Origin of the sequence: Streptomyces dengpaensis (assembly GCF_002946835.1) — a bacterium.
GTDB lineage: Bacteria > Actinomycetota > Actinomycetes > Streptomycetales > Streptomycetaceae > Streptomyces > Streptomyces dengpaensis.
Map to the genome: position 1 here is coordinate 4237818 of NZ_CP026652.1, position 12495 is coordinate 4250312.

Consider the following 12495-nt stretch of genomic DNA (forward strand, 5'->3'; position numbering starts at 1 on the left):
CCAAGGGCATTTCGCGCATTCGGAGCGTTCATTTTGACTACCGGCATTAAGGGCACGCGTTTTCGCAGGGCCGCCGCTGTGACCGTCACGACCGGCGCCGTACTGGCGGCCGGAGCCCTCGGTGCGGCTCCCGCGGGAGCCGCCGCGGCCACGCCCACGATCGCCGCCGCGGGCGGCTACATCATGAACGACGGCACCGGCAAGACCCTCTACACGAAGGCCGCCGACACCCGCCGTTCGACCGGCTCGACCACCAAGATCATGACTGCCAAGGTCGTGCTCTCGCAGCCGAACCTCAACCTGGACGCCAAGGTCACGATCCAGGGTGCGTACAGCGACTACATCGTCGACAACAACTGGGCCTCCTCGGCCCGCCTGATCGTCGGCGACAAGGTCACCGTCCGCCAGCTGCTGTACGGGCTGATGCTCCCGTCCGGCTGCGACGCCGCGTACGCGCTCGCCGACAAGTTCGGCACGGGCACGACGCGCGCCGCCCGTGTGAAGTCGTTCATCGGCAAGATGAACACCACCGCGAAGAACCTCGGCATGACGAACACGCACTTCGATTCGTTCGACGGCATCGGCCACGGCGCCAACTACTCGACGCCGCGCGACCTCACGAAACTCGCCAGCAGCGCGATGAAGAACTCCACGTTCCGCACGATCGTGAAGACGCAGAACACCACGCAGAAGGTCACCACCAAGAGCGGCGGTTACCGCAACTACGCGTGGGAGAACACCAACAAGCCGCTGCTCACCGGCTACAGCGGCACCACCGGAGTGAAGACCGGCTCCGGCCCCGAGGCCAAGTACTGCCTGGTCTTCGCCGCCACCCGCAACGGCAAGACGGTCATCGGTACGGTCCTCGCCTCCACGTCGACCAGCGCCCGCACGTCGGACGCCAAGAAGCTGCTCTCCTACGGCTTCGCCAAGTAAGCGACGCGCCATGAGGAAAGGGCCTGCCGCGCGGTGCGCGACAGGCCCTTTCTCTGGGCTCACGCCCAAGTAGTCACCTTCTCCGGGCTCACGCCCAGGTGATCAACCGCTTGGGCTGTTCCAGAATCGCCGCCACATCGGCGAGGAGCTTGGAGCCCAGCTCGCCGTCGATGAGGCGGTGGTCGAAGGACAGCGCGAGGGTGGTGACCTGGCGTGGTCTGACCTTGCCCTTGTGGACCCAGGGCTGGAGCTTGATCGCGCCGACCGCGAGGATCGCGGATTCGCCGGGGTTGAGGATCGGCGTGCCCGTGTCGACGCCGAAGACGCCGACGTTCGTGATCGTGACCGTGCCGCCCTGCATCGCGGCGGGTGAGGTCTTGCCCTCACGGGCCGTGGCCACCAGTTCGCCGAGGGATTCGGCCAGTTGGGGCAGGGTCTTGGTGTGGGCGTCCTTGATGTTCGGGACGATCAGGCCACGGGGGGTGGCGGCGGCGATGCCCAGGTTCACATAGTGCTTCTGGACGATCTCCTGGCTCGCCTCGTCCCAGGACGCGTTGACCTCGGGGTGGCGCTTGATCGCGACGAGCAGGGCCTTGGCGATGAGCAGCAGCGGGTTCACCCGCAGCCCCTGCATGTCCTTGTCCTGCTTCAGCTCCTCGACGAGCTTCATCGTGCGCGTCACGTCGACCGTGACGAACTCGGTGACATGCGGCGCGGTGAACGCCGAGCCGACCATCGCTGCGGCCGTGGCCTTGCGGACGCCCTTGACCGGGATACGGGTCTCGCGCGCCGTGTCGTAGGTGACGACCGGGGCGGGAGCCGGGACCCCACTGGGTGCCTGGGCGGGGGCGGAGGCCGCGGGTGCCTCCACGGCCGGAGCCGGTGCCACCGCCGCGTGCACGTCCTCGCGCGTGATGATGCCGCCCGGGCCCGACGGCGTGATCGTCGTCAGATCGACCCCGAGGTCCTTGGCGAGCTTGCGCACCGGCGGCTTGGCGAGGGGGCGCTGCTGGGCGGGCGCGTGTCCGTGTCCGTTGAGCTCGCCCTGCAGCGCGGCGGCCGCGAGGAGCGTCTCGGACTGCTGGGCCGGGACCTCGGTGCCCTTGCGGGGGCGGCGCTTGGTGGAGGACTCGGCGACGCCGTACCCGACGAGGACCGGCTTGCGGCCCTCGGTCTTGGGCTCTTCGGCGGGAGCGGCGGGGGCCTGCTCGGCGACGGGAGCCTCGGCTGCCGGGGCCTGTCCGGCGGGTGCCCCACCGGCCACGTCGACCGCGATGATCACCTGGCCGACGTCCACCGTCGTCCCCTCGGGGAAGCGCAGTTCGCGCACCACACCGTCGTAGGGGATGGGCAGTTCCACGGCGGCCTTGGCCGTCTCGACCTCGCACACGACCTGGCCGTCGGTCACCGCGTCGCCGGGCTGGACGTACCACTTGAGGATCTCGGCCTCGGTCAGACCCTCGCCCACATCGGGCATCTTGAACTCACGGAGTCCCGACGCGTTCTCAGTCATCGTCGTCACGACCCTCTCCTCAGTACGCCAGCGAGCGGTCGACGGCGTCGAGCACCCGGTCCAGGCCCGGAAGGTACTCCTCCTCGAGCCGCGCCGGCGGATACGGGGCGTGATAGCCGCCCACCCGCAGAACGGGGGCCTCGAGGTGGTAGAAACACCGCTCCGTGATCCGGGCGGCGATCTCCGCACCCGTGCCCAGGAACACCGGCGCCTCGTGCACCACGACCAGGCGGCGGGTCTTCTCCACCGAAGCCTGCACGGTGTCGAAGTCGATGGGCGACATCGAGCGCAGGTCCAGGACCTCGACCGACTTGCCCTCCTCCTGGGCGGCCGCGGCGGCCTCCAGGCAGACCTTGACCATCGGCCCGTACGCGGCCAGCGTCACATCGCCGCCCTCGCGCACCACGCGCGCCCCGTGCAGGGGCGAGGGGATCGCGTCCCTGTTGACCTCGGCCTTGTCCCAGTAACGCCGCTTCGGCTCGAAGAAGATCACCGGGTCGTCGCTCTGGATGGCCTGCTGCATCATCCAGTACGCATCCGCCGCGTTCGACGGGGAGACCACCTTCAGGCCCGCCACGTGCGCGAACAGCGCCTCGGGAGACTCCGAGTGGTGCTCCACCGCGCCGATTCCACCGCCGTACGGAATGCGGATCACGACAGGGAGCTTGATCTTGCCGAGCGCTCGCGCGTGCATCTTCGCGAGCTGCGTGACGATCTGGTCGTACGCCGGGAAGACGAAGCCGTCGAACTGGATCTCCACCACCGGACGGTAGCCCCGCAGGGCGAGGCCGATCGCGGTGCCGACAATGCCCGACTCGGCGAGCGGGGTGTCGATGACCCGCTCTTCGCCGAAGTCCTTCTGCAGGCCGTCGGTGACCCGGAAGACACCGCCGAGCTTGCCGACGTCCTCGCCCATGATGAGGACCTTGGGGTCGGCGTCGAGGGCCGTGCGCAGCGACTCGTTGATCGCCTTGGCCAGCGCCATCGTCTCTGCCGCCATCGCTACTTGCCCTCCCCTTCATCCGCGAACGACGCCTGGTAGGCGGCGAACTGGGCCCGCTCCTCGTCGACGAGCGCATGCCCGTCCGCGTACACGTTCTCGAAGATGGCGAAATGGTCCGGGTCCGGCATGGCCCGTACGACTTCGCGTACTCGTTTGCCCAACGCCTCGCTCTCGGCCTCGAGTTCCGCGAAGAATCCCTCGTCCGCGTGGTTTGAGGCTTCCAGGTAGGTGCGCAGGCGCAGGATCGGGTCCTTCGCCTCCCAGGACTCGCGCTCCTCGTCCGCCCGGTACTTCGTCGGGTCGTCGGAGGTGGTGTGCGCGCCCATCCGGTACGTGAACGCCTCGACGAGCGTGGGGCCCTCACCCCGGCGCGCACGCTCCAGCGCCCACTTCGTCACCGCCAGGCAGGCGAGGACGTCGTTGCCGTCCACGCGTACGCCGGGGAAGCCGAAGCCCTGCGCCCGCTGGTAGAGCGGGACACGGGTCTGCCGCTCCGTCGGCTCGGAGATCGCCCACTGGTTGTTCTGGCAGAAGAACACCACCGGCGCGTTGTACACCGCGGAGAAGGTGAACGATTCGGCGACATCGCCCTGGCTGGACGCACCGTCGCCGAAGTACGCGATCACCGCCGAGTCCGCGCCGTCCTTGGCGACACCCATGGCATAGCCGGTGGCGTGCAGCGTCTGCGAACCAATGACGATCGTGTACAGGTGGAAGTTGTTGCTGTTCGGGTCCCAGCCGCCGTTGTTCACACCGCGGAACATGCCGAGCAGGTTGGTCGGGTCGACCCCGCGGCACCAGGCGACACCGTGCTCACGGTAGGTCGGGAAGACGTAGTCGTCCTCGCGGGTGGCCCGCCCGGAGCCGATCTGTGCGGCCTCCTGGCCGAGCAGCGAGGCCCACAGGCCCAGTTCGCCCTGGCGCTGCAGGGAGGTGGCCTCGGCGTCGAAACGGCGGGTCAGCACCATGTCCCGGTACAGGCCGCGCAGGTCTTCGGGGGTGATGTCGGCGACGTACGGGTCGTACGTGGCGTCCTTGACCCGCTTGCCTTCCGGGGTCAGCAGCTGAACGAGCTCGGGCTCGGCGCCCGTCGTACGCGGCGATTTCTTGGTACCCGCGCTGCGTCGCGGCTTGCGCGCGGCAGTGCTCTCCACGGTCACGTGTGCTCCTCCGTCGGTCCGGCCCCCAGGGTTGCCGGGTGGCCAGTGCGGCTCGCCTGATCCAGTACCCGTGCACGGGGTGGGTGCCACTCGGCCGGGAACAGGCGTGACAGGTGCCCCGGCGAGCGCCCTGCGGCAGCCACGTTACCCAGTGCTTCACATTTCTGTGAAACCCCTCCTGACCTGGGATTTTGATAGGAAATCCAAGTACTTTCAAACTTGGGATTCCTACTAAATCGAGTCGGTCGGGAACAGTCCTGGTCACAGCACTGGTAACAGCCTTGCAGGGGGCCGGAACACCGGCACGTTATCCCGGTCACCCCGGGCACGGGAAGAGCTGACCCGGGGCAGTCCCCATGACCGTGTGTGACACTGACAGAGTGCCCCTAAACGGGAAAATCACCGTATTTCTCCTCGATGATCACGAGGTGGTCCGTCGCGGAGTCCATGAGCTGCTCTCGGTCGAGGACGACATCGAGGTGATCGGCGAGGCGGGCACGGTGGCCGACGCCCTGGCGCGGATTCCGGCCATCCGTCCGGACGTGGCGGTCCTGGACGTACGGCTCCCGGACGGCAGCGGCGTGGAGGTCTGCCGGGAGATCCGGTCCCAGAACGAGGACATCAAGTGCCTGATGCTGACCTCGTTCGCCGATGACGAGGCCCTGTTCGAAGCGATCATGGCGGGTGCCTCGGGCTATGTCCTCAAGGCCATCCGCGGCAGCGAACTGCTCTCGGCCGTACGGGACGTCGCCGCAGGCAGGTCGCTGCTCGACCCGGTGGCCACCGCCCGCGTCCTGGAACGGCTGCGCCACGGCGGCGCGAAGAGCAACGACAAGCTCGCGCAGCTCACCGTGCAGGAGCGCAGGATCCTCGACCTGATCGGCGAGGGGCTCACCAATCGCGCGATCGGGGAACGGCTTCATCTCGCCGAGAAAACGATCAAGAATTATGTGTCGAGCCTGCTGTCCAAGCTGGGTATGGAACGACGGTCCGAGGCGGCGGCGTATGTGGCGCGGAAACAGGCGGAGAGGCAGAACCGCTGAGCGTTTCGGGCCGGGACGCGAGACGTTATTCGGGACTTATGGCCCCTCATCGGGGGGGCGGGTGCCTCTTTTTCTGTGCCTGATGGGTGCCGCAGATTGGAGGCATGACCACGGACGAACGGTCCGCCAACGAACGGCTCACCGGCGGACAGCCCTCTGACGAACGGCCCTCCGACGAACAGCTCGCCGTGGAAATGATCGGCCGCACCGCCTACGGCCGGGTGGCCACCAGCATGGGCGCCCTGCCCTTCCTCGCGCTCGCCCGGCACATCGTGGTCGACGGCCGCGTCCTGCTGCGGATGCCCCGCGGCTGGGGATACCACCGCGCGTGGGCCGGCAGCGTCGTCGCGTACGGCACCGACAACCTGAGCTCCGCGCGGCCGGGCGACAGCCTGTGGTCGGTGCAGATCGTGGGCCAGTGCGAGCCCGTCGAGCCGACCGCGGCCGAACGGGAACGCTTCGGTCCCGCGCCGCGCCTGGCGGACGGCGAGCCCTTCGAGCCGGCCTATCTGGGCATCGAACCGCAGTTCGCCACCGTGCACTCCGAGGATGGCACGTCCGTGCACGAGGCCTTCGCGGGGTGATGCCCCCTGGAGGGCCGGGGGGCCGCAAACGGCACGCGCGCGTGGAGCCCGTTTCGGGCCACACGCGCGCGGAGGGTGTTTTCGATCAGTCCCGATCAGCAGGGGCGATCAGAGCCGATCGGGCACGGTCACTCGCCCCCGTCGCCACCGCCGTTGCCGGTGCCGGGGTCCGTCGGGTCCTCCGTGGGAAGCGTCGGGTCCTCCGTCGGCGTCGTCGGGTCCTCCGTCGGCGTCGTCGGGTCCTCCGTCGGCTCGGTCGGCTCGTCGGTCGGCTCGTCCGTGGGCTGAGTGGGCTGGCTCGGGGACGGCGTGTACGACGGCGTGTAGTCCCAGTCGCTGCCGGTGCTGGTCGAGCCGCCGGTGGAGTCCTCGGTCTCGTCGTCCGTCGCCTCGCCGCTGGGCGTCTCGCTCGGCTTGTCTTCCTGGTTGGACTGCGTGGAGGTCGGTGACGGCGTCGTGCTGGTCCCGCCCTCCTTGCCGCCACCGCCGTTGTTGAGGGCGAGCGCGACACCCGCCGCGATGGCGATCACCGCGAAGACCGCGAGGATCCACAGCTTGCCGCGGCCGCCGCCCCGGTTGCCGCGCCCCTCGAAGCCGCCGTCGTCCCCACCGCCGTACGGCGGGATGATCGGCGCCGGGATCTGCGTGGTGCCGGAGTCGCCGGGGTGCGGCAGCGCCGTCGTGCCCGCGAAGCCCGCGGACGGGGTGTGCCGCCCCTCGTGCAGGGTGACGGGGCCGGTGTTCCAGGTGCCGGTGTGCCCGCCCTGGTCGTACAGCATCTGCAGCCCATACTGGACGAGCCCGCGCATCTCCTCGGCGGTCTGGAACCGGTCGTCCGGCTCCTTGGCGAGGGAGCGCATGACGAGCCCGTCGAGCTCCGGCGGCGCCGCGTCCGACGCCTCGGACGGGGGCACCGGAATGTCCTGGACGTGCTGGTAGACCACCGACAGCGGAGTCTCTCCGGTGAACGGGGGCCGCAGCGCGAGGAGTTCGTAGAGCAGACAGCCGGTCGCGTACAGGTCGGAGCGGTGGTCGACGGCCTTGCCGAGCGCCTGCTCCGGGGAGAGGTACTGCGGTGTGCCCATGACCATGCCGGTCTGGGTCATCGTCGACTGGGCGCCGTGCAGGGCGCGCGCGATGCCGAAGTCCATCACCTTCACCGCACCGGTCTGGGTGATGATCACGTTCGCCGGCTTGATGTCGCGGTGCACGATGCCGTGCTGGTGCGAGTAGGCGAGCGCCTCCAGGACACCCGAGACGATGATCAGCGCCTGCTCGGGCCCGGGGGCCTCGGCGTTGAGCAGCAGATCGCGGATGGTGCGGCCCTCGACGAGCTCCATCACGATGTACGGGACGACGCCGTGGCCGACCACGTCCTCGCCGGAGTCGTACACGGCGACGACGGCATGGTGGTTGAGCCCGGCGACCGACTGGGCCTCGCGCGTGAAGCGGGCCTTGGACACCGGGTCCTCGGCCAGGTCGGAGCGGAGCAGCTTGACCGCGACCGTGCGCCCGAGGCGCACGTCCTCGGCCGCGAACACCTCGGCCATGCCGCCCCGGCCTAGTCTGCGGGTCAGCCGATATCGGCCGTCCCCGACCAGTCCGCCGTTACCCCACATCTCCGGCGCATCTGACATACCGCCGCCAGTCGCCTCGGGGTCGGACGGGCCCTGAGCGCGCTGCTGCTGTGCCATCAGTCCTCGCCGTCGTTTCTGCCCGCGGTCTGCGCGGTGTTGTTACGGTCTCCGTCGGGCCACGCTACAGGCTCCGCGCAAGGCGTCGACCCGAGATGGAAGTGAGATGGACGGGCCATCAAACCTGCCCCATGTGCCCACGTGCACATTCTGTGTACCGCCCGTACGACACCTGTAACGCTTCCACGACGCTTCTTTCGCAGACGGTCACGGAACGGGCACCGAGCTTGACGTGTCAGTGCCCTGGGGCAGACTTGGCGGGAATGGGCCAATCGATCACCGAAGACCGGCCGCGCACCGGATGACTTGACCGGCGCGCACCGGACCATCGATCGACAATCGATCACGGACCGCGGGAGCAACCAGCCGCTGCCGCCGCGCCGATGGGGGACGCAGAACATGAGCCAGGACGGCGCACAGGGCCGGTACGCGGGGCGTGCGGTCGCCGGCGGCCGCTACCAGCTGCGCGATCTGCTCGGCGAGGGCGGTATGGCCTCGGTGCATCTCGCGTACGACTCGGTGCTCGACCGGCAGGTCGCGATCAAGACCCTGCACACCGAACTCGGCCGCGAGCAGGCCTTCCGCGAGCGGTTCCGCCGCGAGGCCCAGTCGGTGGCGAAGCTCACGCACACGAACATCGTCTCGGTCTTCGACACCGGCGAGGACACGCTGCTCGACAGCGGCTCCGCCGCGGGCTCCGGCACGCCGACGCCGTACATCGTCATGGAGTACGTCGAGGGCCGCCCCCTCGGTTCCGTGCTCGACCAGGACATCGCGCAGCACGGCGCCATGCCCGCCGACAAGGCCCTGAAGATCACCGCGGACGTGCTGGCGGCCCTGGAGATCAGCCACGAGATGGGGCTGGTCCACCGGGACATCAAGCCGGGCAACGTGATGATGACGAAGCGGGGCGTCGTCAAGGTCATGGACTTCGGCATCGCCCGCGCCATGCAGTCCGGCGTCACCTCGATGACGCAGACCGGCATGGTCGTCGGCACGCCCCAGTACCTCTCCCCGGAGCAGGCACTCGGCAGAGGTGTGGACGCCCGGTCCGACCTGTACTCGGTCGGCATCATGCTGTTCCAACTGGTCACCGGGCGGCTGCCGTTCGAGGCCGACTCGCCGCTGGCCATCGCGTACGCGCACGTCCAGGAGGAGCCGGTCGCGCCCTCCTCGATCAACCGCTCGCTGCCCCCGGCCGTGGACGCGCTGGTCGCCCGCGCCCTGAAGAAGAACCCGAACGAGCGCTTCCCGAGCGCCGAGGCCATGCGCGACGAGTGTCTGCGCGTGGCCCAGTCGTTCCATGCCGCCGCGCCGAGCATCGTGCCGGGCGCCCAGACGTCGAGCGGCGCGGGCGTCGGCTCCGCCGTCTTCCCGCCCGTCGAGGCGGCTCCCGCGCCGGGCCCCGTCCAGACGCCGTACCAGCCGGGCCCGTACGGCACGCCGGCCCCCGCGCAGACGCCCTCCCCGTCGTACGGCTATCCGCAGCAGGGCGGCTACCAGGCCCCGCCGCAGACCGCCGCGTACTCCCCGCAGCAGGCGCCGTCCACTCCGCCGCCGTACAACCTCACGCCCCAGCCCACCACCCCTGTCGCGGGCGGTCCGGGCGGCCGCAAGAGCAACACGGGGGTCGTCATCGGGTCGATCGTGGTCGCGCTCGTCGCGATCGGCGGCCTGATCGCGGCACTCATGCTGTACATCGGAAACCCCGGAAACGAGGGCGGCGGCGGCGACGCCACCGAGTCCCCGACCGTGGTGGCGGGGCACAAGGGTCCGGACACGACGAAGACGATCGAGACGGAGAAGTGCACGGAGCCGCAGGAGTCGTACGACGACCCCGACAAGATCCAGGTCCCTGACTTCACGTACAAGTACATCAAGTCGGTCAAGTCCTGCTTCCAGGCCGCCGGCTGGCAGATGGACATCACGAACGTCGACGAGAACACGTACGGCGAGGGCACGGTCATGGACCAGTTCCCCGCCGCCGGAACGGACGTCGACCCGAAGGACATGCCCGAGATAGAGCTGAAGGTCTCGACGGGCGACCCTGCCTGAGCCGTGGGCATTCCCGGCGGGGGCCCGCGGCCGTTCCTGGCAGGGGCCCGCAGCCGTTCCTGGCAGGGGTCCGTGGCATTCCCGGCATGGGTCCGTTGCATTCCCGGCATGGGAACGGGCCCGGCACATGAGTGCCGGGCCCGTTTCGTTCGGGATGCCCCTGGGGTGATCCAAGGGGCTACAGGTACGGCCCGCCAGAGCGGCCCGCGGTGCGGTGATCTTCGTCACCGTCAATGCCGCCGACACCCGGCGGGAGGGCTCGGCGCATCTGCTCCAGCTGGGCCCTGGCCGCCATCTGCTGGGCGAACAGGGTCGTCTGGATCCCGTGGAACAGCCCCTCGAGCCAGCCCACCAACTGGGCCTGCGCGATCCGCAGTTCGGCGTCGCTGGGTGTCGCCTCGTCCGTGAAGGGCAGAGAGAGCCGCTCCAGTTCCTCGACGAGCTCGGGCGCCAGGCCGTCCTCCAGTTCCTTCACGGAGCTCGCGTGGATCTCCTTGAGCCGGACCCGGCTGGCCTCGTCCAGAGGTGCGGCGCGCACCTCCTCGAGCAGCTGCTTGATCATGCTGCCGATGCGCATCACCTTGGCGGGCTGTTCCACCATCTCCGTCACCGGGACCTCGCGGGAGTCCTCGTCTCCGGTGCCGCCGAGAGCCATTCCGTCCTGGCCTACGACCAGGATCTGTGGGTTCTCCGGCGACCTTTCGTTCCTCGGCATCTCCATGCCGCCATTCTCTCGCACGCCTGCACCCCACCTGGGTGGTGCCCCCACTGAGCGGTGATCCACCGCGTACGCGGGCGCGTTCGCGCCCTTGCCCGGAGCGCCCGTCACCTTCCGTCGGGATACGGCGAGCTCACTCTCCGTCGAGATGCCGTGAGCACGGCGTCATGTGAGGCTGGTTCCGTCGATCTCGGCAACCCGGTCTTGGCCCACCAGCAACGGGAGGGGGTCACCGGCGTGACTCCATGGCTCCGCACGCTGCGCGTGGCCGGACCTCTGGCGCTCCTGATAGCCACCGGCCACCCTCCCTCGTACGCCGTTGGGCACGTCTCGTACGCCCCCGGGAGCGCCCCGTACGCCGCCGAGCCCACCCCCTCCGCCACCCACTCCGCCGACGCCTCCCGCGCGGGGAGCCTCGCGGGCGAGGGACGCGCGCGGCCGGGACGCCTGGACCCCGTGGCACCGGAGGACCTGGCACCGGAAGACCCGGACGGCTCGGACACCGGGGACGGGGAGCCGAGGGGCACCGGCCGCGAACCCGCCGTCCCGGAGCGGCCGGAGGAGAGCGCCGCCCCCAACCCGTCGCACAACGCGGGACACCCCGCCCAGCAGAACGTGGTCAGTCCGGAGCAATCCCCTGAACCGGTTCTCCGGATATTGCCCCTCGGTAGTGGGCTGATCCTGATGGGCCTGGGTCTGGGGCTGGCCTTCGTCGCCCTGCGCGTACGGCGCCACTGAGAGACACGACGCTCCCAGCGGCGCTCGCCGCGAGCAGAGCTCGGCGCTTGCCCGGAATCGGCGCTAGGGAGTGACGAGCAGCACCTTGCCGATGTGGCCGCTCTCCTCCAGCACCTGGTGTGCCGCCGCCGCGTCGCTCATCGGCAGCTCGCGGTCCACGACCGGCCGTACGTGACCGGAGTCGATCAGCGGCCACACGTGCTCGCGTACGGCCGCGACGATCGCCGCCTTCTCGCCGAGCGGGCGGGCCCGCAGCGAGGTCGCGCTGATGGCGGCGCGCTTGTTGAGGAGGGCGGCGATGTTCAGCTCACCCTTGATTCCACCCTGCATACCAATGATCGCGAGCCGCCCGTTGACGGCGAGGGCCTGTACGTTCCGGTCCAGGTACTTGGCGCCCATGTTGTCGAGGATGACGTCGGCCCCGTGACCGTCCGTGGCCCGCTTGATCTCCTCGACGAAGTCCTGTTCGCGGTAGTTGATCAGGATGTCCGCGCCCAGCTCGGCGCAGAAGTCGAGCTTCTCCTTGGTGCCCGCCGTGACCGCGACCTTCGCGCCGACGGCCTTCGCCAGTTGGATCGCCATGGTGCCGATGCCGCTGGATCCGCCGTGCACGAGCAGGGTCTCGCCGGGGCGCAGATGGGACACCATGAAGACGTTCGACCAGACGGTGCAGGTCACCTCGGGCAGCGCGGCCGCCTGACGGAGGTCCAGGCCCGCGGGCACGGGCAGCAGCTGCCCGGCCGGAACGGCGACCTTCTCGGCGTACCCACCGCCCGCGAGCAGCGCGCACACCTCGTCGCCGACCGCCCAGCCGGAGACACCGGGGCCGAGCGCGACGATGCGCCCCGAGCATTCGAGGCCGGGGTACGGGGACGCGCCGGGCGGCGGGTTGTAGAAGCCCTGCCGCTGCAGCAGATCGGCGCGGTTGACGGCACTGGCCACCACCTCGACCAGCACTTCGCCCTCGGCGGGCACGGGATCCGGGACCTCGCTCCACACCAGCGCCTCGGGCCCACCAGGTTCGGGAATCGTGATCGCATGCATGAGGGGG

General features: G+C 69.6%; 11 protein-coding genes. 5 read left to right on the top strand and 6 right to left on the bottom strand.

Annotated features, from left to right (window positions below):
* The first annotated feature begins 33 nt into the window (after nt 1–33).
* Nucleotides 34–936, top strand: coding sequence for a D-alanyl-D-alanine carboxypeptidase family protein (locus tag C4B68_RS19535; protein WP_099502121.1), 903 nt, complete (start codon nt 34–36; stop codon nt 934–936).
* 88 nt (nt 937–1024) lie between these two features.
* Here the strand turns inward: C4B68_RS19535 and C4B68_RS19540 are convergent, their stop codons facing one another.
* The 3 genes from C4B68_RS19540 to pdhA are packed head-to-tail and all read right to left on the bottom strand — an operon-like array spanning nt 1025 to nt 4612.
* Nucleotides 1025–2458: a dihydrolipoamide acetyltransferase family protein gene (locus C4B68_RS19540; protein WP_099502120.1), complete on the bottom strand. Its 1434-nt coding sequence runs from the start codon at nt 2456–2458 to the stop codon at nt 1025–1027.
* Between the two features lie 10 nt (nt 2459–2468).
* The gene (locus C4B68_RS19545; RefSeq protein WP_099502119.1) at nt 2469–3449 is read right to left on the bottom strand and encodes an alpha-ketoacid dehydrogenase subunit beta; all 981 of its coding nucleotides are present in this window, start codon (nt 3447–3449) and stop codon (nt 2469–2471) included.
* Between the two features lie 2 nt (nt 3450–3451).
* Nucleotides 3452–4612 (bottom strand): pyruvate dehydrogenase (acetyl-transferring) E1 component subunit alpha, encoded by a 1161-nt coding sequence (gene pdhA, locus C4B68_RS19550; RefSeq protein WP_099502118.1) that lies wholly within the window; start codon nt 4610–4612, stop codon nt 3452–3454.
* Nucleotides 4613–4968: 356 nt separating this feature from the next.
* Between pdhA and C4B68_RS19555 the strand changes: the two genes are divergently transcribed.
* Nucleotides 4969–5655, top strand: a complete 687-nt coding sequence (locus C4B68_RS19555) for a response regulator (RefSeq protein WP_180289256.1) — start codon at nt 4969–4971, stop codon at nt 5653–5655.
* Between the two features lie 194 nt (nt 5656–5849).
* Nucleotides 5850–6239 carry a pyridoxamine 5'-phosphate oxidase family protein gene (locus C4B68_RS19560; protein ID WP_240634720.1) on the top strand — a complete coding sequence of 130 codons (390 nt, stop codon included), beginning with the start codon at nt 5850–5852 and terminating at the stop codon, nt 6237–6239.
* Nucleotides 6240–6367: 128 nt separating this feature from the next.
* Here the strand turns inward: C4B68_RS19560 and C4B68_RS19565 are convergent, their stop codons facing one another.
* On the bottom strand, nt 6368–7933 hold the full coding sequence (locus C4B68_RS19565) for a protein kinase domain-containing protein (protein ID WP_104880003.1): 1566 nt from the start codon (nt 7931–7933) through the stop codon (nt 6368–6370).
* A 399-nt stretch (nt 7934–8332) separates the two neighbouring features.
* Between C4B68_RS19565 and C4B68_RS19570 the strand changes: the two genes are divergently transcribed.
* Nucleotides 8333–9988: a protein kinase domain-containing protein gene (locus tag C4B68_RS19570; RefSeq protein ID WP_099502114.1), complete on the top strand. Its 1656-nt coding sequence runs from the start codon at nt 8333–8335 to the stop codon at nt 9986–9988.
* A gap of 178 nt (nt 9989–10166) precedes the next feature.
* On the opposite strand, the gene C4B68_RS19575 is transcribed toward C4B68_RS19570, so the two are convergent.
* Nucleotides 10167–10709, bottom strand: coding sequence for a bacterial proteasome activator family protein (locus C4B68_RS19575; RefSeq protein WP_099502113.1), 543 nt, complete (start codon nt 10707–10709; stop codon nt 10167–10169).
* A gap of 234 nt (nt 10710–10943) precedes the next feature.
* Between C4B68_RS19575 and C4B68_RS19580 the strand changes: the two genes are divergently transcribed.
* The gene (locus C4B68_RS19580; protein ID WP_143674339.1) at nt 10944–11444 is read left to right on the top strand and encodes a hypothetical protein; all 501 of its coding nucleotides are present in this window, start codon (nt 10944–10946) and stop codon (nt 11442–11444) included.
* A 63-nt stretch (nt 11445–11507) separates the two neighbouring features.
* Here the strand turns inward: C4B68_RS19580 and C4B68_RS19585 are convergent, their stop codons facing one another.
* Nucleotides 11508–12488 (bottom strand): NAD(P)H-quinone oxidoreductase, encoded by a 981-nt coding sequence (locus tag C4B68_RS19585; protein ID WP_099502111.1) that lies wholly within the window; start codon nt 12486–12488, stop codon nt 11508–11510.
* Between the last annotated feature and the right edge of the window lie 7 nt (nt 12489–12495).

Coding starts and splice junctions, on each gene's coding strand:
- C4B68_RS19545 (WP_099502119.1), bottom strand. CDS start 3,449: ATGGCGGCAGAGACGATGGCGCTGGCCAAGGCGATCAACGAGTCGCTG.
- C4B68_RS19555 (WP_180289256.1), top strand. CDS start 4,969: ATGACCGTGTGTGACACTGACAGAGTGCCCCTAAACGGGAAAATCACC.
- C4B68_RS19560 (WP_240634720.1), top strand. CDS start 5,850: ATGATCGGCCGCACCGCCTACGGCCGGGTGGCCACCAGCATGGGCGCC.
- C4B68_RS19565 (WP_104880003.1), bottom strand. CDS start 7,933: ATGGCACAGCAGCAGCGCGCTCAGGGCCCGTCCGACCCCGAGGCGACT.
- C4B68_RS19570 (WP_099502114.1), top strand. CDS start 8,333: ATGAGCCAGGACGGCGCACAGGGCCGGTACGCGGGGCGTGCGGTCGCC.
- C4B68_RS19575 (WP_099502113.1), bottom strand. CDS start 10,709: ATGGAGATGCCGAGGAACGAAAGGTCGCCGGAGAACCCACAGATCCTG.
- C4B68_RS19585 (WP_099502111.1), bottom strand. CDS start 12,488: ATGCATGCGATCACGATTCCCGAACCTGGTGGGCCCGAGGCGCTGGTG.